At 55.2% G+C, this 25,484-nt stretch carries 32 protein-coding genes; 8 read left to right on the forward strand and 24 right to left on the reverse strand.

The window, feature by feature from the left end; all coding sequences use genetic code 11:
* The 3 genes from cspE to ACUTQW_RS07445 all read right to left on the reverse strand — a co-directional run bounded on the left by cspE (position 1) and on the right by ACUTQW_RS07445 (position 2,238).
* On the reverse strand, positions 1-210 hold the full coding sequence (cspE, locus tag ACUTQW_RS07435) for a transcription antiterminator/RNA stability regulator CspE (RefSeq protein ID WP_002221949.1): 210 nt from the start codon (positions 208-210) through the stop codon (positions 1-3).
* A gap of 41 nt (positions 211-251) precedes the next feature.
* Positions 252-368 (reverse strand): DUF2627 domain-containing protein, encoded by a 117-nt coding sequence (locus ACUTQW_RS07440; protein ID WP_002211058.1) that lies wholly within the window; start codon positions 366-368, stop codon positions 252-254.
* Positions 369-1,239: 871 nt separating this feature from the next.
* Positions 1,240-2,238: an MBL fold metallo-hydrolase gene (locus ACUTQW_RS07445; RefSeq protein WP_006325940.1), complete on the reverse strand. Its 999-nt coding sequence runs from the start codon at positions 2,236-2,238 to the stop codon at positions 1,240-1,242.
* A 222-nt stretch (positions 2,239-2,460) separates the two neighbouring features.
* Here ACUTQW_RS07445 and ACUTQW_RS07450 point away from each other — a divergent pair, with 222 nt between their 5' ends.
* Positions 2,461-2,751: a hypothetical protein gene (locus tag ACUTQW_RS07450; protein WP_006325941.1), complete on the forward strand. Its 291-nt coding sequence runs from the start codon at positions 2,461-2,463 to the stop codon at positions 2,749-2,751.
* A 39-nt stretch (positions 2,752-2,790) separates the two neighbouring features.
* Here ACUTQW_RS07450 and ACUTQW_RS07455 read toward each other — a convergent pair whose 3' ends face one another.
* The 3 genes from ACUTQW_RS07455 to ACUTQW_RS07465 form a co-directional block, all read right to left on the reverse strand.
* Positions 2,791-4,158 (reverse strand): amino acid permease, encoded by a 1,368-nt coding sequence (locus ACUTQW_RS07455; protein WP_064798939.1) that lies wholly within the window; start codon positions 4,156-4,158, stop codon positions 2,791-2,793.
* Positions 4,159-4,333: 175 nt separating this feature from the next.
* Positions 4,334-4,570 carry a DUF4060 family protein gene (locus ACUTQW_RS07460; RefSeq protein ID WP_004945669.1) on the reverse strand — a complete coding sequence of 79 codons (237 nt, stop codon included), beginning with the start codon at positions 4,568-4,570 and terminating at the stop codon, positions 4,334-4,336.
* Positions 4,571-4,637: 67 nt separating this feature from the next.
* On the reverse strand, positions 4,638-4,952 hold the full coding sequence (locus ACUTQW_RS07465) for a phage protein NinX family protein (RefSeq protein ID WP_006325943.1): 315 nt from the start codon (positions 4,950-4,952) through the stop codon (positions 4,638-4,640).
* 170 nt (positions 4,953-5,122) lie between these two features.
* Between ACUTQW_RS07465 and fos the strand changes: the two genes are divergently transcribed.
* Entirely contained in the window at positions 5,123-5,530 is a 408-nt protein-coding gene (gene fos, locus ACUTQW_RS07470; RefSeq protein ID WP_004945676.1) for a fosfomycin resistance glutathione transferase, read from the forward strand.
* 50 nt (positions 5,531-5,580) lie between these two features.
* Here fos and ACUTQW_RS07475 read toward each other — a convergent pair whose 3' ends face one another.
* Both ACUTQW_RS07475 and ACUTQW_RS07480 read right to left on the reverse strand, forming a co-directional pair.
* Entirely contained in the window at positions 5,581-5,853 is a 273-nt protein-coding gene (locus tag ACUTQW_RS07475) for a YebO family protein (protein ID WP_004945679.1), read from the reverse strand.
* A gap of 99 nt (positions 5,854-5,952) precedes the next feature.
* The gene (locus ACUTQW_RS07480; RefSeq protein WP_006325944.1) at positions 5,953-6,096 is read right to left on the reverse strand and encodes a PhoP/PhoQ regulator MgrB; all 144 of its coding nucleotides are present in this window, start codon (positions 6,094-6,096) and stop codon (positions 5,953-5,955) included.
* A 178-nt stretch (positions 6,097-6,274) separates the two neighbouring features.
* Here ACUTQW_RS07480 and ACUTQW_RS07485 point away from each other — a divergent pair, with 178 nt between their 5' ends.
* On the forward strand, positions 6,275-6,508 hold the full coding sequence (locus tag ACUTQW_RS07485; RefSeq protein WP_004945682.1) for a YobH family protein: 234 nt from the start codon (positions 6,275-6,277) through the stop codon (positions 6,506-6,508).
* 40 nt (positions 6,509-6,548) lie between these two features.
* On the opposite strand, the gene ACUTQW_RS07490 is transcribed toward ACUTQW_RS07485, so the two are convergent.
* Positions 6,549-6,788 carry a DUF2766 family protein gene (locus tag ACUTQW_RS07490; RefSeq protein ID WP_004945684.1) on the reverse strand — a complete coding sequence of 80 codons (240 nt, stop codon included), beginning with the start codon at positions 6,786-6,788 and terminating at the stop codon, positions 6,549-6,551.
* A 201-nt stretch (positions 6,789-6,989) separates the two neighbouring features.
* On the opposite strand from ACUTQW_RS07490, the gene ACUTQW_RS07495 reads away from it, so the two are divergent.
* Both ACUTQW_RS07495 and ACUTQW_RS07500 read left to right on the forward strand, forming a co-directional pair.
* Positions 6,990-7,202 (forward strand): YccJ family protein, encoded by a 213-nt coding sequence (locus ACUTQW_RS07495; protein WP_004945687.1) that lies wholly within the window; start codon positions 6,990-6,992, stop codon positions 7,200-7,202.
* Between the two features lie 513 nt (positions 7,203-7,715).
* Entirely contained in the window at positions 7,716-8,102 is a 387-nt protein-coding gene (locus tag ACUTQW_RS07500; protein ID WP_013813378.1) for a helix-turn-helix domain-containing protein, read from the forward strand.
* A 28-nt stretch (positions 8,103-8,130) separates the two neighbouring features.
* On the opposite strand, the gene ACUTQW_RS07505 is transcribed toward ACUTQW_RS07500, so the two are convergent.
* From ACUTQW_RS07505 to lysM, 5 genes are all read right to left on the reverse strand, one after another.
* The gene (locus ACUTQW_RS07505; protein ID WP_064798940.1) at positions 8,131-8,484 is read right to left on the reverse strand and encodes a DUF1304 domain-containing protein; all 354 of its coding nucleotides are present in this window, start codon (positions 8,482-8,484) and stop codon (positions 8,131-8,133) included.
* 428 nt (positions 8,485-8,912) lie between these two features.
* Entirely contained in the window at positions 8,913-9,854 is a 942-nt protein-coding gene (locus ACUTQW_RS07510) for a pirin family protein (protein WP_064798941.1), read from the reverse strand.
* A 96-nt stretch (positions 9,855-9,950) separates the two neighbouring features.
* Positions 9,951-10,115 (reverse strand): hypothetical protein, encoded by a 165-nt coding sequence (locus ACUTQW_RS07515; protein ID WP_004945699.1) that lies wholly within the window; start codon positions 10,113-10,115, stop codon positions 9,951-9,953.
* Positions 10,116-10,138: 23 nt separating this feature from the next.
* Positions 10,139-10,279 carry a hypothetical protein gene (locus ACUTQW_RS07520; protein WP_004945701.1) on the reverse strand — a complete coding sequence of 47 codons (141 nt, stop codon included), beginning with the start codon at positions 10,277-10,279 and terminating at the stop codon, positions 10,139-10,141.
* A 287-nt stretch (positions 10,280-10,566) separates the two neighbouring features.
* The gene (lysM, locus tag ACUTQW_RS07525; RefSeq protein WP_006325948.1) at positions 10,567-11,013 is read right to left on the reverse strand and encodes a peptidoglycan-binding protein LysM; all 447 of its coding nucleotides are present in this window, start codon (positions 11,011-11,013) and stop codon (positions 10,567-10,569) included.
* A gap of 229 nt (positions 11,014-11,242) precedes the next feature.
* On the opposite strand from lysM, the gene ACUTQW_RS07530 reads away from it, so the two are divergent.
* Positions 11,243-11,434 (forward strand): YdfD/YebW family protein, encoded by a 192-nt coding sequence (locus tag ACUTQW_RS07530; protein ID WP_006325949.1) that lies wholly within the window; start codon positions 11,243-11,245, stop codon positions 11,432-11,434.
* A gap of 130 nt (positions 11,435-11,564) precedes the next feature.
* Entirely contained in the window at positions 11,565-11,789 is a 225-nt protein-coding gene (locus ACUTQW_RS07535; protein ID WP_004945707.1) for a biofilm development regulator YmgB/AriR family protein, read from the forward strand.
* A gap of 82 nt (positions 11,790-11,871) precedes the next feature.
* Here ACUTQW_RS07535 and ompC read toward each other — a convergent pair whose 3' ends face one another.
* The 6 genes from ompC to ACUTQW_RS07565 form a co-directional block, all read right to left on the reverse strand.
* On the reverse strand, positions 11,872-12,954 hold the full coding sequence (gene ompC, locus ACUTQW_RS07540; RefSeq protein WP_037431119.1) for a porin OmpC: 1,083 nt from the start codon (positions 12,952-12,954) through the stop codon (positions 11,872-11,874).
* A gap of 651 nt (positions 12,955-13,605) precedes the next feature.
* On the reverse strand, positions 13,606-14,589 hold the full coding sequence (gene astE / locus ACUTQW_RS07545) for a succinylglutamate desuccinylase (protein ID WP_064798942.1): 984 nt from the start codon (positions 14,587-14,589) through the stop codon (positions 13,606-13,608).
* Positions 14,590-14,600: 11 nt separating this feature from the next.
* Entirely contained in the window at positions 14,601-15,941 is a 1,341-nt protein-coding gene (astB, locus tag ACUTQW_RS07550) for an N-succinylarginine dihydrolase (RefSeq protein ID WP_006325957.1), read from the reverse strand.
* 239 nt (positions 15,942-16,180) lie between these two features.
* Complete coding sequence (astD, locus tag ACUTQW_RS07555; RefSeq protein WP_020439206.1) at positions 16,181-17,665, reverse strand: succinylglutamate-semialdehyde dehydrogenase; 1,485 nt, start codon at positions 17,663-17,665, stop codon at positions 16,181-16,183.
* Positions 17,665-18,699, reverse strand: coding sequence for an arginine N-succinyltransferase (gene astA, locus ACUTQW_RS07560; RefSeq protein ID WP_037433053.1), 1,035 nt, complete (start codon positions 18,697-18,699; stop codon positions 17,665-17,667). The genes astD and astA overlap by 1 nt, the downstream gene beginning before the upstream one ends.
* Before the next feature lie 52 nt (positions 18,700-18,751).
* Complete coding sequence (locus ACUTQW_RS07565) at positions 18,752-19,966, reverse strand: aspartate aminotransferase family protein (protein ID WP_006325967.1); 1,215 nt, start codon at positions 19,964-19,966, stop codon at positions 18,752-18,754.
* Positions 19,967-20,626: 660 nt separating this feature from the next.
* On the opposite strand from ACUTQW_RS07565, the gene ACUTQW_RS07570 reads away from it, so the two are divergent.
* Positions 20,627-21,601: an alpha/beta hydrolase gene (locus tag ACUTQW_RS07570; RefSeq protein ID WP_006325970.1), complete on the forward strand. Its 975-nt coding sequence runs from the start codon at positions 20,627-20,629 to the stop codon at positions 21,599-21,601.
* Here the strand turns inward: ACUTQW_RS07570 and ACUTQW_RS07575 are convergent.
* The 4 genes from ACUTQW_RS07575 to ACUTQW_RS07590 are packed head-to-tail and all read right to left on the reverse strand — an operon-like array spanning position 21,598 to position 25,448.
* Positions 21,598-22,566 carry an ABC transporter ATP-binding protein gene (locus ACUTQW_RS07575; protein ID WP_041417596.1) on the reverse strand — a complete coding sequence of 323 codons (969 nt, stop codon included), beginning with the start codon at positions 22,564-22,566 and terminating at the stop codon, positions 21,598-21,600. The genes ACUTQW_RS07570 and ACUTQW_RS07575 overlap by 4 nt on opposite strands.
* The gene (locus ACUTQW_RS07580) at positions 22,556-23,542 is read right to left on the reverse strand and encodes an ABC transporter ATP-binding protein (RefSeq protein WP_006325974.1); all 987 of its coding nucleotides are present in this window, start codon (positions 23,540-23,542) and stop codon (positions 22,556-22,558) included. Before ACUTQW_RS07580 ends, ACUTQW_RS07575 begins: the two co-directional genes overlap by 11 nt.
* Positions 23,539-24,489: an oligopeptide ABC transporter permease gene (gene opp4C / locus ACUTQW_RS07585; RefSeq protein ID WP_006325976.1), complete on the reverse strand. Its 951-nt coding sequence runs from the start codon at positions 24,487-24,489 to the stop codon at positions 23,539-23,541. The genes ACUTQW_RS07580 and opp4C overlap by 4 nt, the downstream gene beginning before the upstream one ends.
* A gap of 2 nt (positions 24,490-24,491) precedes the next feature.
* The gene (locus ACUTQW_RS07590; protein ID WP_006321561.1) at positions 24,492-25,448 is read right to left on the reverse strand and encodes an ABC transporter permease; all 957 of its coding nucleotides are present in this window, start codon (positions 25,446-25,448) and stop codon (positions 24,492-24,494) included.
* Positions 25,449-25,484 lie beyond the last annotated feature (36 nt).

Consider the following 25,484-nt stretch of genomic DNA (forward strand, 5'->3'; position numbering starts at 1 on the left):
TTAGATAGCAGTAACGTTCACTGCAGATGGGCCTTTCTGGCCATCTTGGATTTCGAACTCAACGTTCTGGCCTTCAGCCAGGGTTTTGAAGCCGTTACCCTGGATTGCAGAGAAGTGTACGAACACGTCTTTGCTGCCGTCAGCTGGGGTGATGAAACCGAAACCTTTAGACTCGTTGAACCACTTAACTTGACCTTTGATCTTTGCCATCTTGAGTATTTCCTTTGGATTGTTTAAACCGCCCGTAGGCGTTACATAGACAAACTAGAGTCGTTACTGCTTGAGGCACTAAGATAAGGATCGGCAGAGAAGCGGTATTCAACGCTAACGTCTTTACTCAGAACTTCTTTACTGAAAATGCCACACATATACAGAACTGTACCTCGTTTTACCCAGATGCGTTATCACATACTCTGTATTCGATGGCAAGCCATTTTTAATCACTGATGGACCTGTCGCACATATTTGAAACGGTCGATAGCAACATAAGCTTAAATAGGCTAAAAGATGTTGAAGCCTTAGCTATTTTCTGCTTAACGCTCACACCGCGCTACACTCCGCAGCCTGACTGAATTTTAACAATTCTTTCATCCGTTCGCTCCTCTGCGTGGCGACATATAACCGCCATCGGGCGCTTAGAACGTTAAAAAATTTGAATCTTTATGGAATTTCTTATACAACATTTGAATATCGATGAACGGGTGCCTTTGACCTCAAACTCATCAGACCACCTGGTCGCCATCTGGACGGCCCAACGCCGGTGCCGCCGCCTGTCTGATAACCTTCCCCTCTCCGGAGAAAATAATACCGATGCTAATTATTAATATTAGTTATCGCGAATACCCGCTGCACAATCGGATCCCCGGCAAAAAACAAATGGCACTGCCGCTTTAAGGTGCATAAGCATGCAATGGGGAAAATTACGCACCATCATTGTGCATAACCGGATAAATATCCTGCTGACGGCAGGATTAAATAACGGCAATAACCCTAACATCCGTGAGAATGTATAACCGAATTAAATCTTAAAAAGACAGGGGGTATTTACTCTGCCGAAAAAACCAACTCTCGGGTCTAATTATTTTATCTTTTTGCGCACCTCGCTATTCGTACCCACTCATCAGACCCGGCACCTGATAACGCCCTCCGCCGTTCCCCCGTACAACGGCAGCCCGCAACCGGGCGGCCTTGCAGGCGGTTCAATCCGAAAAGCCGTCCCTCACGGGACGAGATTAACCCTTAAGAGTTAGAATCAAGCCCAATGCGCTCGCCAATTTTGATTGGCAAGAACTGATGCCGCTCTATTCCGGCGGAACTCAACGCCAGATTTAATTGCTGTGGCGGTTCATCCAGCGACTCATCGGCCAATTCAAAAACGCCCCAATGAATCGGAATAACCCGCGGCGAATTTAATTGCTGATACAGCGTCACCGACTGCTGCGGATCCATATGTTGTTCCTGCATGAACCAACGCGGTGCATAAGCGCCTATCGGCAACGCCGCCACGTCAAACGGCCCCAGGCGCACGCCGATATCCGCCAGCCGCTCCGAATAACCGCTGTCGCCAGAAAAATAGAAACGCAGCGACGGATGATGAATAACCCAGCCGCACCACAAAGAGCGGTTGCGATCCCACAGGGTACGCATGCTCCAGTGACGCGCCGGCGTACAGTGGAACCTTAACTCGCCCAATGACAGGCTGTCCCACCAGTCCAATTCCTCCACACGCTTGAGGCGATAACGCCGGAACCAGCTTTTTAACCCCAGAGGCACGATAAAGGTCGCGTTGGGAAAACGTCGCGCCAATTGGCGCACGGTCCGCCGATCAAGGTGGTCATAATGGTTGTGAGAAATCAACACCACATCCACCGCCGGTAATTGTTGCACCGTCAACGGCGGCGGCGTTTTACGTTTAGGGCCGTAGAAACTCAGCGGAGATGCGCGTTGCGAAAGCACCGGGTCGATCAGGATATAGCGGCTATCCAGACGCAACAGCATCGAAGCGTGCCCCAGCCACCAGATGCCGTCATCGCTGCCGCTGAGGTCGGCAGGCTGCCACCAGCGCTGGGTAAACTGCTGATACCCCAACTGCGGCGGTTTGGGCAACCCTTGCTGCTTACGCTCATTTTGCCAGCGTCTCAGATCCCCTTCCTGACGCTGAGTCGGTTCCGGATTGCGAAACCCCTCCGGGGTGTGGTGAGCTTTCGCGGCATCATAGTAACGATTGATTCTCTTCAAATTGCTCTCCCGACCACTGCGGACACCCTGCACGGGCAGATTAGATAACATAACAAGATAGTCGATTGGCGTGCTTTGTGAACCGTGCCCACCTCGGGGGGGACCTTTTCGGATATTGTGTTGTCACAGTCCCTGTGAGCATGCCAGGGCCATAAAGAGCCTGTTAAGCATCTCTTAAGATCTTTATGATTTACTTATAGGACATTCAGAAAAGGAGAAGTTATGAGCCGTTCTACATCACGCAAATCACGTGTTCGTCTGGGCCGTATCCGTAGCGCGATGCGGCAACAGAGCCAGTATTGGAAAATGTACGCGGCGATGAAGCTCCGCCGGGTGAGAGTGCCGGCACCGCTGGTGCTGCTGTTTGGCGCGCTGGTGAGTTTTTTCATGTTGGGCGTGCTGATGCTTAGCGTGGTCGCTATCGATATCGTCACCACCCTGTTCCTGCTGTGCAGGAAGCTGTTGGGGCTGGGCCGCGGCAATCAGGGCACGGCCTTTATGCCACGTAGCTAAAGCCTGAACCGGAGGCGCGCAAGGCGCCTCCGTTATAGATTAACGCCGCACTTTGGCGCCTTTACGGCGCGTCAGCATAAAACCGACCCACAGCAGCAGGATCCATACCGGCATCAGCAGTACGGAGATGCGGATCCCCTCGCTGAAATACATGATCACCAGAATCAGGCTGAGAAACGCCAGGCACAGGTAGTTGCCAAACGGATACCACAACGCCTTGAAGCTCGGGATCACCCCCTGGCGGTTTTGCGCCGCACGGAACTTCAGGTGCGCCAGGCAAATCATCACCCAGTTAATCACCAGCGTAGACACCACCAGCGCCATCAACAGCTCAAACGCCTTGCCGGGCATCACGTAGTTGATCAGCACGCCGACAGAGGTCACCAGCGCCGACAGCGCAATGGACAGCACAGGTACGCCGCGCTTATTCACCCGAGTCAACGCCTTCGGCGCATTCCCCTGAGTCGCCAAGCCGAACAGCATGCGGCTGTTGGCATAAACCCCGCTGTTATACACTGACAGCGCCGCCGTCAGCACCACCACGTTAAGGAGGGTCGCCACCAGGTTGCTGTTCAGCGCGTGGAAAATCATCACAAACGGGCTGCCGCCTTCCACCACCTTGTCCCATGGGTAGAGAGAAAGCAGTACGGTCAGTGAGCCGATATAAAAAATCAGGATGCGGTACACCACCTGGTTGGTGGCTTTCGGAATGCTGCGGCGCGGATCGGCGGCTTCCGCTGCCGTGATGCCGACCATCTCCAGCCCACCGAATGAAAACATGATCACCGCCATCGCCATGACCAACCCTTCTATGCCGTGCGGCATAAAGCCCCCCTGCTCCCACAGGTTGCCGAAGCTGGCTTGCGGGCCGCCATTTCCGCTGACCAACAGCCAGGCGCCGAAGACGATCATGCCGACAATCGCCACCACCTTGATGATGGCGAACCAGAACTCCGTTTCGCCATACAGGCGCACGTTGACCAGGTTGATCAGATTAATCAGCACAAAAAATCCCGCAGCGGAAACCCAGGTCGGGATCTCCGGCCACCAATACTGAATATAAATCCCTACGGCGGTTAACTCGGCCATGCCGACCAGAATGAACATGGCCCAATAGTTCCAGCCGGAAAGGAAACCGGCGAAATCGCCCCAGTATTTATAGGCAAAGTGGCTGAATGAGCCGGCGACCGGCTCTTCAACCACCATTTCACCCAGTTGGCGCATAATCAGAAAAGCGATAACGCCACCGATTGCGTAGCCCAGCAGCACGGAAGGACCGGCCATTTTAATGGTCTGTGCAATGCCGAGAAACAAACCGGTGCCAATGGCGCCCCCAAGGGCGATGAGTTGTATATGTCTGTTTTTTAAACCGCGTTTTAGCGGAGTATCCTGTTGCTGACCGCCCATCTTATCCTCATATGGCGTTGAATCCCGTCGCTTTCGCACAAGATTTCGCCAATCAATAAATGTATCTGCGGGCGGCTTTTTAACACTTAACCCCGGGAGCATCAAGGAGAAGCACCCCGGCCACAGGAACCAGGATGCGATTTTATGCAAAGAATGGCGCAGGAATGGCTGGGATTCAGCCTGGCAGGCCGCACAGTTTGGTCAGATTGCGTGCGCCAATCATCAGCGTCGCGACATAGGACTGGCGACGCGTGACCACTTCCACTGCCACGCGATCGTTTTGATATTTTATCAGGTAGGTCGAGGGCCAGCCCTGTCGGCGCTGCCCAAAGCTTTCGGCATGACGATCGATTGCCGCATGGGCAATCACCAGATGAGACAAGTTTTTATCACCTTTAATAATGCGCTTCATAAACAGGCTCCGCCAGAGACAGTTCTGTTGTCATAAAAAGGGAAAAATCATCAGTATTTCTGGTGGTTCAACGGGCCATCTCGGTGGTTTGCTGGCTCAGCAGGAAACAGATCATCGCGGCGCGCAATGGGCTGTTGCTGTCTGCCTGCCACTCACCGCGCTGGGTGATCATGCGGGCCTGCCACAGCGGGTTATCGCTTTGGCCGTCAGCATTCAAACTGATTTTATTGGCGCAGATAATCGGCCAGGCATCGGAGGGATTCTTGCAATAATCTTTACCTTTCACGCCGCCGTAAGGATACCATTTTTCCGGGTTTTCTCCGGTGATCAACGCAATGCTGCGGTTCACCTCGGCGTCGCTTTCTTCATACCATTTAATCATCGGCTTCATCCATCTTTCGTAAGGTTGGCGCTACATTACGATGCCAATACGACAGATTTATGACAAAGCGACGGCTTTTCATATTATCCATACTAATGTTTTTACCACTTTATATTCCCGATTAGGATGATTACACTTTTTAGCTGTTTCTTTACACGGAAATTATCGCCATGTTGAGCGGCCTCAACCACCTGACGCTCGCGGTACGCGACGTCAACCGCAGTTTCGATTTCTATACCAACCTGCTGGGATTCATTCCGCGTGCGCGCTGGCAACATGGCGCCTATCTGTCCCTTGGGGAACTGTGGCTGTGCCTGTCATGGGACAATTCTCGAGCACTGAACGCGCCAGGTGACTACACCCATTACGCCTTCAGCGTGGCGGCGGAGAATTTTTCGGCCGTGGCATTACGGCTACGCCAGGCAGGAGTAAAAGAGTGGAAAAGCAACCGCAGCGAGGGGGAATCACTGTATTTTCTCGATCCCGACGGGCATCAGTTAGAAATTCACAGCGGCGATCTGGCCAGTCGTCTGGCAGCATGCCGTGCTCAACCTTATCAGGGGATGGAGTTTTTCTGAGGAAGGCGGGTGGCACAAAGTGCGTGAAGCGCCACCCGACAGGCAGCTGATTAACGTTCGGGGATGAATCCCTTGAAATCCAGCGCCGGGCTGAGATCGTCATCGTCCGCCACGCTGTCGCCGCGGGCGCTTTGCGCCAGGCTTTTCAGTAACGCCGTTTGTTGGCGCTGCTGCTCGGCTATTTCCTGCAACAGGCGAATCTGTTCATTGGCACGCACGCTGGCGCGGTTCACCAGGAACCAGCCCCATAATCCCACCAGCAGCGCCAGCGCTGCGATAGCCAGCGAAACCAGGCTATTTGGACCAAAACCTAAATCGTACATGGACAACCCTATCTACTGCTAAAATCAGGCGGACATCTTAGCACTCCGGGTATGGGCACGAACATCTCCGCGGAAAATTGTTGCGCACCGCCGCGCACCTCACCAGGGAACAAAGCGAGTGATTGAACAAATTCCCAATGCAAACCTCTCCCCCTCATCACAATAACTGTCCAGTGCCAGCAGATAAAAAAACAGACAGGCAGCCAGAGCCGCAATTATCACGAGGATTTTTTTTCGCAACAAATTTTAGCAGCCTCATTGTTATCTTGGTAATTGGTTACTCAGCCTATCATGGCCAACTTAAACGAAGTTTAACCGGTCGTTTAGAAATCTCACCTGGGTTTATTTTTCAGAATGTTACCGTTGCACCCTGCTCTGGCTCGTGGCTATATCGCTACGACAATCAATAACAGGAGTCACAATGGGTAAGCTGATTAAGTGGATCGCGGCGCTGGCGGTGCTGTATGGCGTATTTCTGTTTTCGGGGTACGGGGTGCTTATCGGCAGCAATCAAAACGTCGGTGGGCTGGGGTTGCAGTGTAAATACCTGACGGCGCGGAATGTGGTGATAGCGCAGTATCTGCACGGTGACAACGGCGTGATTGGCATTGCCGACTGCCCGCTGTTCAAAAAGATCGAAACGGTGGTGGATTGATCACCACCGTCCGAAACCGCCGTCAAACGGCGGTTTCCCATCAATTACGCGTGAATTTCATCTCAATCAAAGCAATCGCTTTTTCGATTGCCCGCCGCGTCACCGGATCGGCGCCGGCAGGATGGGTGGAAAAATCGATGCTTTTCAACTGACTTGCCATTTTGTCCCGCACCTCGGTTGGTGCGATAACGTCAATGACATCCAGAATTTGTTTGATGACCAGTTGGCAGGCGACCAGATCGGATGCCAATTCCTGATCGTTGCTCAGCATGTCGGACATAGTGACTTTCCTTCTTAGTTCAGACGCCGCACAGAATACCATGCCGCCTGCCGCTTTTCCGCCCCCCACGCCGTTTGCCGCTGAATTTTCAGCGTTAATGCGCATTGGTCGGCAAAACGCCCTGCCGAATTGGCCTATACTTGGGGCTTGAGCCTTGCGCTTGGCGGCGCATTGCAAATCCTAACCTGACGGGAGAACGTGATGGCAAACCACAATGTGAAATCCTGGGCGACAGTGCGCGAAACTTCGGTTGAAATTGCCGAGGCGATTTTTGAGCTGGCGAAGAACGACGAGATATTGGCGCAAAAAATCTGGGAGGAAGGCAGTGACGAAGCGTTGGAAATGGCCTTCGCCAAAACCAGCGCCGATCAGCTGTACTGGGGCGAAGAAACCGTAGAGCGCAAAAACGTCTGATCGGACGTTATCAACAAAAAGCCCGGATGAACGATGCCCTGTGCATTTCAGGTTGCAGCCAAAACGCGCTGACGCGAAACACGACGGGTATGAACATCCAGGCTTTTTCGGTAGTCTGTCACATCCCACAGCGGGTTATATTGTGGCCTGATCTCACGGCTCTTCACCTCCCACACCTTCCGCATTATTCATTCTCATTACCGGTGTCACCATAAAAGCGGCAACGCCCACGATTACAACCAGAGTAATAATCACTGTCATTAACATGCGATCACCCCATCAACGCTGAGTTGTTACGGCTGACTCTGTCTAGGCGGTTTATTTCCTGCGGCCTGAACCACTTTAGTATCAGCGGTAACGGGCAATCTCAGATTAGCCGTTTTTCCTTCCGGCTGACAAGCCACCTGATGATGGTTTTTCCGAATAATTTCGCCCTGGAGCGGGTGGGCTTTTTGTCCGGGGCGGCAAGTTGTGTATACTTCACCGCTATGTAGATCTCACACAGACGCACTGATGATACAAGAACATCACCTCTCATTAGTCTGCGCCCTCAGTAAATGGGTCGAAACTCACCTAGGTAGAGTGATCCATCTCGAAGAGTTGGCCGAGTACTCCGGCTACTCCCTGTGGCACATGCAGAAGCTGTTCAAAGAAGCGACCGGGATTTCGCTGGGCAAGTATATCCGCGAGCGCCGCCTGGCCGGTGCGGTTTATCAATTGCGCAGCAGTGACGCTACCATTTTTGACATTGCACTGGATTTCGGTTTTGGCTCGCAGTCACATTTTACTTATATGTTCAGAAAACGGTTCAACATCACGCCTTATGATTTCCGCCAGGATTTAAGCGTGGATTTGCACATCGCCCCGCCGTTGCACGTCATCCATCAAAAAACCGCCTGACCGCTCTCCCGCCGTATCCACCGGCGGGCTAATGGGCCCAAATCACCACCAAAATGGCAATCAACGCAGGGAGCGCCTGGACCTTAAGAATTTTACGGCTCGCCGTCAGACCGCCGAAGATGCCCGCCACCAGCACGCAGCCGAGGAAAAACAGTTGCACCGTCGGATCAGTACGCCAGACTCCCCATGCCAGCCCGGCAGCCAGGAAACCGTTATACAACCCCTGGTTAGCGGCCAGCACTCGCGTTGCAGCCGCAAATTCCGCCGTAGTGGCGAACACGCGTCTGCCGGTCGGCGTCTGCCAAAGGAACATTTCCAGGATCAAGATATACAGATGAATCGCGGCTATTAATATCACGATAACATTAGAAAGAATTACCATTGTATTTTTAAAGGTTAATTAAGAATCAGGTTTAATAAGTATAACCGCATTCGGAAAATTGCGAATAATCAGACATAAAAAAACCCGCCGCAGCGGGTCTATTACCTAATCACTCAGTGTTAACTTAGCGCAACAATCAGCATAGCTGCGATAGAGATCCAAAAAGCCGCCGTTGCAATAACAACATGGGATAATCTTGCACGATAGAGTACTTGGCTCATAATGACCTCACAGGCTTCTGACTAGCGGTTAGATAACAACACTTCTTGAAAGATATCTTAATCCACTGCTCCGACCAATTATTTGCGCCAGATCACTATTTACCAGATAAACTATATTCGATCTAAAACATGGACTTTCGATCACATTAATTCAGCGTTGATAGAAAGAAATGAATAAGATCGCCTCATCGTTATAGCCAGAGAGCATCAAACCCCGCTCCAGGGCAGGCGTGGCGCGGTCATACGCGGCCCGCTATAACCACTCACATCCGGAAAACGGCTATTCCCCTGCTCCCAGTCATGCTGCGCCTGGGTAATATCTTGCTTACTGTGGCCGACAAAGTTCCACCAAATGAGAATCTCTTCGTTTAATGGCACCCCGCCGATTAATAATGCCCGACTGCCCTTCTTGGCATTTAACCCGATTTGGTTAAGATTCATGCCTAAATAGGCGAACTCATCAGGTGAAAATTTTTCATCATTAACCTCAATTGCACCAACAAGGGGCAAAAAACCTATTTCATAGTCTTCCCGCAAAGGTAAGGGTAAATAGCCGTCGCTCTGCCACGCCAAATCAATGGCGATTAATGGCGAAAATGTAAACACCGGAGAACGGTATTGCTCAAACTCGCCTACCAACAAAGTATGCCTAACCCCATTTTTTTCCCAGGACGGCAAGTCGGGATAATGATCGAAGCGCGGCGCCATATCGGCATTGTCGGCAGGGAGAGCAATCCACAGCTGTGCGGCATGTAAACGCCGCTCTTCCCCCGTTGACTCTTCGGTATGGGCGATACCGCGCCCTGCCGTCATCAGATTGACCTGGCCCGGACGAATCACCTGCTCGCTACCCAGGCTGTCGCGATGCAGCACCTCTCCTTCAATCATCCAGGTAAAGGTTTGCAAGCCAATATGCGGGTGCGGCCCCACGTCCATGCCTTTCGAGGAGCCGCTGAAGACCGAAGGTCCGGTATGGTCGAGAAAGCACCAGGCACCCACGGTACGGCGTTCGCGGGTAGGTAAGGCGCGATTGATCGGGATACCGCCGACTTCGGCATTGCGTGCGGTAATGCGTTGTATTTGACGCACGCCCTCGACCACGGGACAGTCACGGGAAGAAGAAGAATGGGTTGGGCGGGAGTTGCTCATGGTAACGCCTCCAGAACGGCACGCAGGTTGAATTGATGGCAAAGCCAGCTTATCACACAGCCGGCGGCCTCGATGCAACCTGGGGGGCGGAGAGCGTCAGGACGTCTTGATATAACAGCCTTTTACATCAATTTCGTCACGTGCATGCTTCAAATCGGAGAAATACGTCACACCAAAGAGTATCGATACGACCAACAACACGGAAACCAGCAGGCCGATAACAGCCAGCAGTTTGGTTTCATCGTGGAGATTATGCTCCATTTTATCTCCTGTACAGAACGACATCATGTCAGCCACAGAGTGACTGACAGCGTAAAGATGATCAGGGAGCAGGACGCGATCGCCAGCACAATGATGGCAAACTGCGCATCTCCCAGAGTTTCACGGTAGTTTTTGTCTTGTGAGGCATTACGTTGTTCTTTCACAAAATCTATCTTAACTCATCACGCGTAAACGCTACTGTTATGGGATGGTCGATAAAAACTCGCTACTGCGGTTTTCTTAGATTCTGCGTCAACGCCATTCAGACCTCAATAGTGGCAAGACGCTATCAACTTTCCTCGCCAGGGTCAACATCCCCGGGAGCAGAGGCGGCGGCGAGTATAAAACATTCACAACTTTTATTAAAATCAAAAAATAATCAGTAAAACTGATAGGCCCTACGATAAAAAAAGCCCGATATCACATCGGGCTCCTGGATATCTTATCTTCTTTACTGCGGGATGCGCAGAACCTGTCCTGGATAAATTCTGTCCGGGCTCGATAGCATGGGTTTGTTCGCTTCGAAGATCTTGTTGTACAGATTGGCGTTGCCGTACACTTCTTTCGACACTGCGCTCAGAGTGTCGCCCTTCTTCACGGTATAGAAACGGCTTTCGGCTTCAGATTGTGCAACAGACACCTTGTCTTCCACACCGCTGATACCCGCCACGTTACCGATCGCCACCAGGATTTTTTCTTTCAGTTCCTGGCTGACGGCGTCCCCGGTCACCACGGCTTTGCCATCCACCACCTGCACGTCGACCTTATCGGCACCCGGCAGGCCGATTTTATCCAGGTGCTCCTTCAGTTTGGCACTTTGGTCTTCGGCAGTCGCATTGCCGGTCACTGTGTCCCACAGTTTTTCGCCAGCTTCTTTGACGAAGTTAAACAATCCCATATTCACTCCTTTCGATGGTTACAATGTTGCGTTCACTTAAGGCTTGTTAAGCTTAGCACTGCAAAACGGATATTCAATTGCTCCTGCGGCATTCAGCCGCTGGAGTAATCCGAAAGTGCATCCTTTTGTTGCCAATCCATCGCTTTGCACCGATTCTCGCACTGAAAGACACCCCGTTTTTACCTACAATAAAGGTATGGAGAGATTTGGGTAGAGGACGCAAGACGTTATGTACGCACTGGTGATGTTTGTATGTTATCTGGATGGCGGCTGCGCCGATATCGTGGTTGACGTGCTGCGCAATGAACCCCAGTGCCTGGTCGTCATGAAGGAACAAAACCTGCGCCACGCCGGGTGTTTTCCGGTGGAGGATTTTATCGATGGTTTTTGGCTGCCTGCCAGTGAATATGCGCCGTTGTAGAGCGGCCGTCCATTTTTCCACTATTTACCTCTGAGGAATTTCTGAATTCATCGGAAAAGAGGTATGTCTACGATATTTTATACCGCCACTTTGCTAAATTGCCTCACCCGAACGATATGGAGACGGCGTCATGCCCGTATCTGCTCTCTCAGACGAACATTATGAAACCCTGTTACGCGATGTCAGCCTGGTACTCGGTGGCGCGGTGATCCAACTGATCAATCTCAATAAGAAAGTGTCCGGCAATAATATTTTGGCCCATTTGGTCGCCGAGATTGAACATGAGAAAAATCAGCAGCGCTTTGAAACCCTGCGCTCCGCTATTGAAGTCGTGGGCCAGGCAGCCAAAGGATAGCGTCCCAAATAAAGAAGGCAGAGCTTGCGCCCTGCCTTTTGACCGTTATCCCGACACAGGATGAAGGTAATAGCGTTGAAACTTAGAAACGATAAGTCAGGTTGACCGCAACGATATCGTCTGTGCTCAGTTTCAGCTTGTTGTCGTCATTCAGCTGGTTGATTTTGTAATCGACATAGGTGTACATGTTTTTGTTGAAGTAGTAAGTCGCACCCACTTCCACGTATTTCACCAGATCGACATCGCCGAACCCTTCAATATCCTTGCCTTTGGATTGCACGTAAGCCAGAGATGGACGCAGACCGTTTTCGAACTGGTATTGAGCGACCACCTCGAAGTTCTGAGTTTTGTTGGCGAAACCAGACACGCCGTTGCCGCTGATTGGCGTCATGTTGCGGGTTTCAGCATACATTGCCGCCAGGTAAACCTGATTGGCGTCGTATTTAACCGCAGTGGTCCAGGCCGTCGCGCTGTCGCCTTTGCCGTACTGCAGTTTCTTTTGATCGCTGGTGCGGTTCGAGTCAGAGAATGCCGCCGCCACGCCAACGCCTGAGCCACCGATATCCTGGTAATCCAATGACAGGCCATAGCCGTCACCGTTCTGCTTGGTCACGCTGCGACTGTCACCGTCGTTTTTACCCTGGTACTGTACTGCCAGGTTCAGGCCTTCCACCAACCCGAAGAAGTCACGGTTACGGTAGGTCGCCAAGCCGTTGGAACGCGCGGTCATGTAGTTGTCGGTGTAGCTGTAAGAATCGCCGCCGAATTCCGGCAGCATGTCGGTATAGGCTTCGGCGTCGTACACCACGCCGTAGTTACGGCCGTAGTCGAATGAACCGTAGTTGGCGAACTTCAGACCGGCAAAGCCCAGACGGGTTTTGGTGCCTGTAGTGCCCTGCGCTTCGTCGTGGTTGGCCTGGACGTTATATTCCCACTGGCCGTAACCGGTCAGTTGGTCATTGATTTGCGTTTCGCCTTTGAAACCCAGACGGACATAAGTCTTGTCGCCATCTTCAGATTTATCATCGCTGAAAACATGTTTGGCGGAAACGCGACCGTACAGGTCAAGTTTATTGCCATCCTTATTATAAATTTCAGCCGCGTTGGCAAAGGAGGTGATTGCCGCAAGGGCAACAGCTAAGGCTAATACACTGCGATTCATCATTTATTTTCCTAGATATTATAATTAAAAACCTGCCCATCACGCCCAATTTATGATTTGGGCTGTGATCTTTATCATTTAGTATTTTATGAGCGCCCCTAATCAGGGGCCATGTGACATTAGCATCATGAATCCAAACTTCAAAAGAAAAAGTTCATAAAATACCGTGGGTAAAGCACGTTTATTTGTAACTGAATATTACAGCTAAAGTCATCATCAAATCATTGATTCATAGTGATATTTGACACATAACTTATAACCAAATTGGTGCATTGCACTAATTTAGGGCAAATTACTTTCTTTTTGCCTACTTTCTAAACGATACGTAAATAACATGAAACTTAGCGTGGTTACTAATAACGTTACTTATTTCACATTTTTATCTGAACAAAGTCGCTGCGTTGATTTAGACCATTAACCGAGTTTTAATCAGATCTTTTACGGGTTCTCATAGTCAATACGATTCAAACCGTCAAAATAGTAATACCGGGGGAAATTAAATTTAAGAAATGGCAACAGTGAATAGCGGATATATAAAGAGAAGGGAATGAACAAATACTACAGAACAATACACCATACTAACTCCAGGTTGCAGCTGACAACGCTACAACCTGGCGCACACCGCAAATGAAAACCGCCAGCATGGCTGACAGATTAATACAGCGTGCTGCGCGGCACCTCAGTCAGCACCATACCGGCACGCAGCCCAAGCGCAACGCCAGGATTGGGGAACAGAATCCACTCGCTGGCATGTTGAACCCGGTACTCCTCACCCGGTTGCTCGCACAATAAAGTGCCCTGCTTAAGCTCGGTAAAATTGGCGGTGTCGTCGCTAAGGTGCAGCCTGAAAGCCTCACTGCGCTTAATCAACGACTTTTCTACGCGGAATAGGCGCAGCGCCTCACCCAGCCGAGAAGGTAAAGGTTCAGCGCTCACCACCCCCTGCAACGCACGGTTAATGGCGGCAAACTGTAGCAGATCGTTGCTGCCGAAGGGTTTCGCCTTGCCCAGCTCCAACGTACAACTTGCGGCGTCGGCGTGCTCGCTGGAAAAATGACTAAAGGTGCCGCCGGGCGCGCTGTGGATCACCAGCGCGTCAAGATCGGCGGCATCCAGCACCCCCAGCATCTCCGCACTGTAAGGCCGCGTCTGGAAGGGCAGAATGCCAAAACGCGGCAGCCGCGATTCACGTATCGCCGTGTGCAGATCATAATGGAAACGCGCGGCCTCTTCCCCGTCGAAAAACGCCGTTATCACCTGCTCCAGTTGCTGCGCCCGCGCGGTTTCACCACTGTGGTTAAACTCGCGATAGCGGCCGCCGAACATGCGGTTCATGTCACTGTGCAGATAACGTTTACCTGCACGTATCGCCGCCGGGTTACCCAGCACCACCAACAACCGCACCGCCAGCGGCCTTTCACCCGCCAGCAGCGCATTGACCAATTGGTTCAGCAGTTCAATCGGTGCCGTTTCATTACCGTGTATCCCGGCGGAAAGCACCACCGCCTGCCGGTAAGCCTGGTGCGGGGTGATTTCCAACAGGCCTTCCCCCAGCCAGCGCCAGTGCACATTCAGGTTATCACCCTGTTGGTTGGCCGGGGCTTGCCCCGCCAGCGTCAGGGCCAACAAATCAAACATGGCAGCTCCGTCTATTGTTGGAAAGGATAAACCGACCCCAGCCCGAGGATAGACGTCAACGCGTCCAGCGCATCGCGCCCCTCGCGCAGCAACTGCGGGTCGGCCAAATCGTTTTGCGTCAGCCGATCGCGATAATAGCGATCGACCCACTCATTGAGCGTAACGAACAGCGTATCGTTCATCATCGCGCGCGGATTCACCGCCCGCAGTTCCTGTTCATTCAGCGCCACACGCAGTCTCAGGCACGCCGGCCCGCCGCCGTTACGCATGCTCTCACGCAGATCGAATACCTTGATTTCATCGATCGGCCCGCCGCCGGTCACCATCTCGTTCAGATAGCGCCACACACCGCCATGCTGGCGTGACTCTTCCGGCACCACAATCATCATCTTGCCGTCAGGTTTGGTTAAAATCTGGCTGTTGAACAGATAGGTCGATACCGCATCCGCCACCGAGACCTGTGCCGTCGGCACCTCAATCGCCGTCAGTTCGCAGTCCAGCGTCGCCATCTTGCGGCGCACCTCGTCCAGCGCTTGCTGCTGCTGATGAAACGCCTGCTGATGATGGAACAGCACGTTCTGGTTACTGACCGCAATCACGTCGTTATGAAACACGCCCTGGTCGATCACCGCCGGGTTTTGCTGCACAAACACGGTGTGCTGCTCATCCAATTGATGCAGGCGAGCAATCGCCTCTCCGGCCTCACGCGTCTGGCGGGCCGGGTAGCGCGTCGGGGCCGTTTCGCCACCGAACTCCTGGCGCCCATAGACAAACATCTGCACGCTGCGTTTGCCATAGTCGCCGCCCAACCGGTTGTGGTTGGCCGCGCCTTCGTCGCCAAACAACGCCACCTGCGGCAAGGCTTCGTGGTGGGCGAAATGGCGTTCATCGTTGAAAATCGCGCGCAGCACGCCGGAGGTGGTCTCGGCCTCAATCGCACGATGGAATTTATTGTTCAGGTTGGCGGCGGTGAAATGCACCTTGCCATCTTTGCTGTCCGCCGAAGGCGAAACCGTGGCCGCATTGGCGGTCCACATGCAGGAGGCCGAACTGAGCGCCGACAACAAACGTGGCGACTGACGCATCGCCTGCGCCAACACGGCCTCATCGCTGCCGCTGAAACCCAGTTTGCGCAGCATCGGCACATGCGGCCGCTCCTGCGGTGGCAAAACCCCCTGCTGGAAGCCGAGATCGGCCAGCGCCTTCATCTTCAGCAACCCCTGTTTGGCCGCCAGTTTCGGGTTGGACACGCTGTTTTGGTGCTGCGTAGAGGCTTCATTACCAAACGATAATCCGGCGTAATGATGGGTCAGGCCCACCAGGCCATCAAAATTGACTTCATATCCTGCCATGCTGTTCTCCCGGACCGAGCAGGCTCGGCCCTATTCAAAAAACATACCCCGTGAATGTCAAGTTGGCCGATCTAGCGCGTCCATGCGCTCGCGACATTTGTACATTCCTGTACAGCACAGCCGGGTGCCCAGCTAAATAGCGGCGCCTGGCTGTGGGGCGTCATACCGAGCGCCGACCTCCCTGAGCGTTGGTGCGCTCAACGACCGGCTAACCGTAATAACCCCCACCGGCCTCAAATTTAGGGTGTATCGGTATTAAACGACAGCCCTGGCGACAGACTTGCCGGCAGAGTCAAACTTTCGCTTTCCAGCGACGCCATTGGCCAAGCGCAGTAATCCGCCGCGTAATAGGCGCTTGGGCGGTGGTTGCCCGAGGCCCCCACTCCGCCGAACGGTGCGGCACTGGAGGCGCCGGTCAAGGGTTTGTTCCAGTTGACGATACCGGCACGCGCCTCAAACAGCAGTTGATCAAAGCGTTCACGCTGCGGCGACACCAGGCCGACAGACAAGCCATAGCGCGTCTGGTTGGCGATGCGTAACGCCTCGTCAAAGTCGTTATAGCGAATGACGGTGGTCAGCGGGCCGAAATATTCTTCATCCGGCACGTCCCGTACGCCGGTCACATCGATAATGCCGGGGCTGAGCAGCGCACTGCCGCTTTCCAGCCGCTGCATGGTCAGCAAGGCTTTGCCGCCCAAAGACAACAAATGATGCTGCGCCGCCAGCATTTTTTCCGCCGCCGCAGAGGAAATAACCCCGCCCATGAACGGCTGCGGTTCAGCGTCCCAGCGGCCGACGCGCAGAGCGCCCGCCACCTGCACCAAACGTTCAATGAAGGCATCGCCCTCGCTGCCGCGTTTCACCAGAATGCGGCGCGAACAGGTGCAACGCTGGCCGGCGGAGATAAACGCCGACTGAATCGCCAGATTGACCGCCGCATCGCGATCGTCAATCTGATCGACAATCAACGCGTTGTTGCCGCCCATTTCCAACGCCAGCATCTTTTCAGGCTGCCCCGCCAATTGGCGATGCAAGTGATAGCCGGTCCCTGCGCTGCCGGTAAACAGCAGACCGTCGATATCTGCACTGGCAGCCAGCGCTTCGCCGGTTTCGCGCCCGCCCTGCACCAGGTTGATCACCCCGTTTGGCAAGCCGGCCTGCTGCCACAGCTTCAGCGTTTCCTCGGCGGTCAGCGGCGTCAGCTCGCTGGGTTTAAAGACCACCGTATTGCCCGCCAACAGGGCCGGCACAATGTGACCGTTCGGCAAATGGCCCGGGAAGTTATAGGGCCCGAATACCGCCAGCACGCCATGCGGCCGATGGCGCAGCACCGAAGCGCCGTCCGCCATCGCGGTTTCACTGATGCCGGTGCGCGCCTGGTAAGCCTGCAGGGAAATCGCCACCTTGCCGATCATCGCCTGCACTTCGGTCAACGTTTCCCAGCGCGGTTTGCTGGTTTCACGGCTGATCACCGCCGCCAAATCCTGTTTATGCGCTTCCAGCAGGGCAGCAAAACGCTTTACCAACTGCTCACGCTGTTCAAACGGAGTACGGGCCCAGGCCGGGAACGCGGCGCGAGCAGCCTCGCAAGCGGCGGCGACATCACTGCCATCGGCGGCATTGGCCTGCCACAGCGTCTGGTTGTCGACCGGATCGGTTTTGCCGAATTCAGCGCCCCGGCCCTGTTGCCAGGCGCCGTTAATAAACAGTGCAGGATGTGACATTAGGCTTTCTCCTTTGAAATGAGGGGGATGACCCGCACCAGGCTGCCTTGCTCAACGCCCAGCGCCGCAGCGGTTTCCGCATTGAGATGCAGACGCTCGTCATACAGTTCGGCATTGACCAGCAGTGCGCGGTAGGACTGATAATGATCGTTGGCCACCAGAAGAGCCGGCGCATCGGCGCGCATCGGCGTCTCGTCCAACACCACTTTCACCGTGCGGCTCTCTTTGACAGCGCGGATCTGGTCGATTTCCGCTTCCAGCGTCGGCCCGCCGTCGAAGATATCGACATAGCCCTGATAGCGCAGGCCCTCAGACTCCAGCACCCGGCGGGCAGGAACGGTCTGTGGGTGCACTTGGCCAATCACCTTTTGCGCGTCTTCGGCCAGGAAATCGACATACAGCGGGTGTTTCGGCATCAGCTCGGCGATAAACGCCTTCTGTCCGGTACCGCTCAGGTAGTCCGCCTTGGCGAACTCGATGGAAAAGAAATGGTTTCCGACGCTCTCCCAGAACGGCGAACGGCCCTCTTCATCGGAGAAACCGCGCATTTCGGCAATCAGCCGCGCGGAAAAACGCTCACGGAAAGCGGCGATAAACAGGAAACGCACCTTCGACAACAGCTTGCCATTTTCGCCGTGACGGTAGTCCGGATCGAGGAACAGCGTACACAGCTCGGAATGGCCGGTGTGATCGTTGCTGAGAAACAGCGTCGGCACCGATTTATAGACGTTCAACTGTTTGGACGCGTGCACCTGGGTACCGACGCGAAAGCTGTACCAGGGTTCAGTCAGCCCAACGGCCACTTCAATCGCGCAAACCCCTACCGCCTGCCGGCGCTCGCTGTCCTCCAGCACAAACAGATAGCACTGCTCGCCACGCGGAAGTTCGCCTTGCCAGGTTTTTAACGCCCGCTCAATGCGCGCCGACAACGTATCTTCATCTTGCGGCAGGGAAGTGAGACCGATGCCGGATTTACCGGCCAGCGTCAGTAAATCAGCCAAATCGCGACGCTCTATAGGGCGAATAATCATCATAATGCGAACCTCGTCAGAATCAGGCTGCGCCGGTTAAGGCGCAGCCTGTGTATTAGCTGCAAATCCGCGCCACAGCACGCGCGAATCGCGCCAGCCCCTCTTTCACATCCTGCTCTGGAATGATCAGTGAAGGGGTGAAGCGCACCACATCCGGGCCGGCGATCAGTGCAATCACGCCCTCTTCGTTGGCCAACTGGGTGATCTGTTTTGCCTTGCCGGCATAATCCTTATTCAATTGGCAGCCAATCAGCAGGCCGCCGCCGCGAATTTCAGAGAAAATCGGGTATTGCCGGTTAATTTCGTTCAAGCCGTCGATAAACCACTGGTGGCGCTGCTTCACGCCTTCCAGCACCTCTGGCGTGTTGATGATGGAGAACACCGCGCCCGCCACCGCCGTCGCCAGCGGGTTGCCGCCGTAGGTGGTGCCGTGGGTGCCTACGCCCAGGGTTTTGGCCAATGCGTCGGTGGTCAGCATGGCGCCAATTGGGAAGCCACCGCCCAGCGCTTTAGCGGTGGTCAGCACGTCCGGCACGACGCCGTATTGCATGTAGGCATACAGATGGCCGGTGCGGCCCACGCCGGTTTGCACTTCATCGAAAATCAGCAACGCATCGTGGCGATCGCACAGCTCACGCAGGCCCTGCAGGAAAGCGGCATCGGCCGGCAGCACGCCACCTTCGCCCTGAATCGGCTCCACAATCACCGCGCAGGTCTGGTCGTTGATCAGCTCAGCCGCGGCAGCCAGATCGTTAAACGCCGTGTGGCTGATACCGCCCGGCAGCGGCGCAAAATCTTTTGAATACTTCGGCTGGCCGCCGGCAGACACGGTGAACAGCGTCCGGCCGTGGAAAGCGTTATTGAACGCCACAATCTGGTTCTTGCCGGCGTTGCCGTTGTCCAGCGCACGTTTACGCGCCAGCTTCAACGCCGCTTCGTTGGCTTCCGCCCCGGAGTTGCAGAAAAACACCTTCTCGGCAAAGGTGGCGTCAATCAGCTGTTTCGCCAACAGCAGCACCGGTTCGTTGGTATAGCCGTTGCCCAGATGCCACAGTTTCCCCGCCTGCTCCACCAGCGCCGCCTTCACCGCCGGATGCGCGTGCCCCAACGCATTAACCGCGATGCCGCCGGCAAAATCGATGTAAGACTTACCCTGCTGGTCCCAGACCTGTGACCCCTCTCCCCGCACCAGAATAAAATCAGCGGGGGCATAAACCGGGACCATCCAGTCGTCGAAAGACTGGCGGGTAACTGCGATTGGCTGTTCCATAATGACCTCATAACCTCAGCAAAGGCTGAATTTTGACTGTAAGGGCCGTTCCTGCCCGGATATTCCGCAACAAAACAAAAAAACCGCGCCGTTGATTCCGCTTTTCACCCGGTGATAACTCTGCCATCTACCGGCTATTCAGAAACAAATCTGTTACATAAAATCGGTTTTCCACTATTTCTGCCGCGTATCCGGTCTCTGAACGGGGAATAAATGTTAACGAGCAGTTAAAATACATGCCGTTTGATAAAGAGTGTAGAGCAGCTATCGTGCCAAAACGGGATTTTTGGCGAATATCGCGTTTTTTTTCGTTAAAACAACGGCTTACAATGCATACTTATTCAATAATTATGCATTGGTAATGAATAATTGAAAAAATAAGGCTAAAAATCATCATTGGCCGCGAAATCCTATTCAATTGCAAAAAACTTCAATATTTCTGATCGCGCTCGCAAAAATAATTTGGCCCGATTTGCGCCCGATCACACTTTCGCCCCATTTAAGTGCAGCGAACGCACCAGCGACGAGCAATCCCGCGTCAGTTAAGGCTCTGCCGGGCCATGCTCCTGTCCGCCGGCGGTTCATCCACACGCCAGATCACCTATTTGTTAACCAGCAACTACACTGTGATTTCGACCACCCCGCACTTGAGGAGCCATGATGTCTAAAAAAACTGTTGATCCCACCCAACCGGCAGCGCAAAAGGATATTCGCGCATTCCTGGATGCGTTAAATGCCGGCGGCGGCAAACCGATGGAACAAATGAAGCCGAAAGAGGCGCGTAAAGTGCTGGAGGGGGCGCAAAGCAGCGTTGAGGTGCCGCTGTACGAAGTCGAAATCAGCGAGAAGACCATCCACGTTGAGGGGCAGGATATCCTGCTGCATCTGGTGCGACCGGCCAGAGTAAAGGAAGCGCTGCCGGTATTCATGTTCTTCCACGGCGGCGGCTGGGTGCTGGGCGACTTCCCGACTCATGAACGGCTGGTGCGCGATTTGGTGCACAGCTCCGGTGCCGCGGCGGTGTTCGTCAATTACACCCCTTCACCGGAAGCGCATTATCCCACCGCCATCAACCAGGCCTATGCCGCCACCGAATGGGTGGCCGAATACGGCGAAAAAATCAACGTCGACGGTTCGAGGCTGGCGGTAGTCGGCAACAGCGTAGGCGGCAATATGGCGGCGGTGGTCAGCCTGATGGCCAAGGAAAAAGGCACGCCGGCGTTGCGCAGCCAGATTCTGCTGTGGCCCGTGACCCATGCCAGCTTTGATACCGACTCCTATCACCAGTACGCCGAAGGCCACTTCCTGACGCGCAACATGATGAAATGGTTCTGGGACAACTACACCACCGACAAGGCACAGCGCAAAGAGATTTACGCTTCACCGCTCAATGCTACGCTGGAACAGCTGAAAGGCTTACCGCCGGCGCTGGTGCAGACTGCGGAGCTGGACGTGTTGCGCGACGAAGGCGAAGCCTATGCTCGCCTGCTTAACGCCGCCGGCGTAGAAGTCACCTCCACTCGTTATAACGGGCTGATCCACGATTATGGCTTGCTGAACCCGATAGCCCACGTCCCGGCGGTGCACTCGGCCATCCACCAGGCCGGGCGCGCGCTGAAACACTATCTGGCCTAATCGGCATAATGGCAGGCCACACGGTGCCCTGCAGCCAGGGTACGTAACGCGGGGGCCTGTTGCCGACACTGAGCGGTAGCCTGCGGGCAACGGGGATGAAAACGGCAGCCGTGCGGCGGTTGAGCCGGGTTGGGCAACTCCCCCCTGGCCATCGCCTGCGGCTGCCGCAGTGGATCCAGGCTGGGCACCGCCGCCAGTAACGCCTGGGTGTAAGGATGCCGCGGTTGGCGAAACAGGCTGTCGCGATCGGCGCTCTCGACAATCTGGCCGAGATACATCACCGCCACATCCTGACACAGGTGTTCCACCACCCCAAGATCGTGCGAAATAAACAGGAAGGTTACGCCCTGTTGCTCCTGGAGATCGGAAAACAGGTTGATGATCTGTGCCTGAATCGAGACGTCGAGCGCCGAAATCGGCTCATCGGCGACGATAAACTCGGGCTGCAAGATCACCGCACGCGCAATGCCGATGCGTTGCCGCTGGCCGCCGGAGAACTCATGCGGAAAACGGCCGTAGTGCTGCGCCGACAGCCCGCAGATCTCCATAGTGTCGATCACCCGGTCGCGCAATTCATTTTTACCCACCAACCCATGTTGCAGCAGGGCTTCGCCAATCGCATCGCCAACGCGCATTCTCGGATTCAGCGAGCTGTAGGGGTCCTGAAACACCAGTTGCATCTTCGGACGCAGGGCGCGCAGTTGGCGTGGGCTGAGCGCATCCAGCGCCTGCCCGTTAAACGACACTTCGCCGGCGGTTTTATCATGCAGCCCCAGCAACGTGCGGCCAACGGTGGTTTTACCGCTGCCGGATTCGCCCACCAAACCGAAAATGGTGCCCTTGCGAATGGCGAAACTGACGTCATCCACCGCCCGCAATTGCCCGGTCGTTTGGCCGAACAGGCCATCGCGCAGCGGGAAATACTTCTTCAGCCCCTTCACTTCAACCAGTAATTCAGCCGACATGAATACGCCCTCCCGCGTTCAGAAAGCAGGCGGACTGACGTTGCGCATGGCCATACAGCGGCGGAATGCCGTCACGACAGCGTGCGCTCACCTGCGAGCAACGATCGGCAAAAGCGCAATGGTCGGGCAAACGGGCCAGATCGGGTACCTGACCGGGGATCGAATACAGTCGGCGCCGCCGCTGTCCGGCCACCGGCCGCGAAGCCATCAGCCCCTGGGTGTACGGATGCTGCGGGTTAGCCAACACCTCTCGGGTGGCCCCCTGCTCGACAATGCGCCCGGCGTACATCACCACCAGCCGGTCGGCCATCTGAGCGATGACCCCAAGGTCGTGGGTGATCAGCATCATCGCCATATTGTGCCTTTGCGCCTGTTCACGCAGCAACGCCAGGATTTGCGCCTGCACGGTGACGTCGAGCGCCGTGGTCGGCTCGTCGGCAATCAGCAGCGCCGGGCGGCAACTGATGGCCATGGCGATCATGATGCGTTGCAGCATGCCGCCGGAAAGCTGGTGCGGGTAGCTGGCCATCAGCTGCTCTGCACGCGCCAATCCCACCTCCGTAATCAACGCCGTCGCTTCCCGCCAGGCGGCCTTCGGCGTCGCCCCTCGGTGGCGGATAAGCGGCTCCACCAGTTGCTCGCCAATGGTCAGCACCGGGTTCAGCGCGCTCATCGGTTCCTGGAAGATCATCGCCAGCCGGTTGCCGCGCAAATCGGCCATCTGCTGCGGACGCAGTTTCAGCAAATCCTGGCCGTCAAAATGAATCTCGCCGCCGTCGATCTGCGCCAGCGGCTGCGGCAATAACCCCATCATCGCCAGGGCGGTGACGCTTTTGCCACAGCCGGACTCGCCAACCACACCCAGCGTCTGCCCGGCGTGCAGTTCGAAACTCACCTGCTGCACCGCCCGCACCCGGCCTTGCTCGCCGTTGAAGGCCACCGACAGTTGATTAAAGGCTACCAGCGGTTGGCTCATCGTCTTACCCCGTTCATTTTCGGATCGAGCGCGTCCCGCAGGCCGTCGCCCAGAATGTTAATCGCCACTACGGTGATAAAAATCGCCAGGCCCGGCGGCATCCACAACCAGGGGCGACGCTGAAAATCGATCAGGCTGTTGGCTGCATCCATCATGTTGCCCCACGACGGCGTCGGCGGTACCACACCCAACCCCAGATAGCTGAGCGCCGATTCGCTGAGAATGGCGTTGGCCACCCCCATGGTCGCCACCACCACCAGGATCGGGATGGTATTCGGCAGCAGGTGGCCGAAAATACGTCGCCGCGTGGACAGCCCCAGCACTTCTGTCGCCAGCATGAAATCACGCTCGCGCAGCGACAGGATTTGGCCGCGCACCAGCCGCGCCAGCGAAGGCCAGCCCAACAGGCTGAGCATGATCATCACCATGTAGATACGGTAATCCGGCGAGACGTCCAGCTCGGACAACATCGCTCCCATAATGATCAGCAGCGGCAGGCTGGGGATGGTCATCAACAGATCGGCAAAACGCATGATCAGCTTGTCCACGATGCCGCCCAAATAGCCGGATAACGCCCCCAACAGGTAGCCGAGCGTCACCGACAGCAGCATCGACACCAGGCCGATGGTCAGCGAGATGCGCCCCGCCAGCAGCAGCCGGGTGTAAATATCGCGGCCGAGAAAATCCGTACCCAACCAGTGCGCGGCGTTGGGGGCCTGGTTAATGTTCAGCGCGTCGCCGGCGTCGTCCTGCCACGGCGACAGCATCGGCCCCAAAATGCACAGCACGGCCAGGATCAGCAGCAACAACAGCGAGGCCATCGCCAGCCGGTGGCGCCGCAGCCGTTGCCAGGCCTGAGCGGCCGGCGGTGGCGACAACTGCGCCAGCGCCGGAAGTTGCGCCTGCCGCCAGCGGCGACGGCGACCAAAAAACAGCGTTGCCAACATGTTTACCTCAAACGAATTCGTGGGTCGGCATAGGCGTACAGAATGTCCGCCAGCAGGTTGCCCAAAATGGTCAGCACCGCCAGAAACAGCGTAAAGCCCATCAGTACCGGATAGTCGCGCGCGGCCAGCGAGTCGATGTGAATATGCCCCGCCCCCGGCCAGTTGAAGATCTTTTCGGTGATCAGCGCGCCGGAAAACAGCGCCGGCAGCTCAAACCCCAACAGCGTGATGATCGGCAACAGCGCATTGCGCAGCGCATGTTTGACGATCACCGTTTTTTCTTTAAGTCCCTTGGCGCGCGCGGTGCGGATATAGTCCATGCGGATAACGTCCAGCATGCTGGCGCGGAAATAGCGCGTCAGGGTGCCGGCCTGCAACATCACCAGCGCCAGTACCGGCAATAGCAGGTGCGCCGCCACTTCCAATACCCACGCCAGCCCGGTGGCCTCACTGCCGGTGCGCAGCATGCCGCCCGCCGGCAACCAATGCAGATCGACGGCGAACCATTTAATCAACAACAGGCACAGGAAAAACGTCGGGAACGACATGGCGCCAAACACCGCCACCGTGACCAGATGATCGAACAGCGAATAGGGTTTCATCGCCGAAGCCACCCCCACCGCCAGCGCGATGCCCCAGTACAGCACCAGCGCCACCGAAGCCAGCAGGAACGAGTTCCAGATGTACTGGTTCAACAGCGTGCTGACCGGGATTTGGTATTGCAGCGAAAAGCCGAGATTGCCTTGCAGCAACTGGCCGAGCCAGTGCCAATAGCGGATGAGCAGCGGCTGGTCCAGCCCATACAACGCCCGCAGTTCGGCGGCGCGCTGCGGCGTCAGGTTGATGTTGCCGTCAATAAAGTCGCCGGGGGTCAGCGCGAAGATAAAGAAAATCAGCAGTGACGCCAGCAGCATCATCGGAATGGTTTGCAGCAGGCGGCGCAGGATAAAATTTCTCATGGTGTTTTTCCTCGCCGCCACGCACGATGGCGCGAC

The sequence above is a fragment of the Serratia sp. TSA_7 genome, assembly GCF_052692135.1.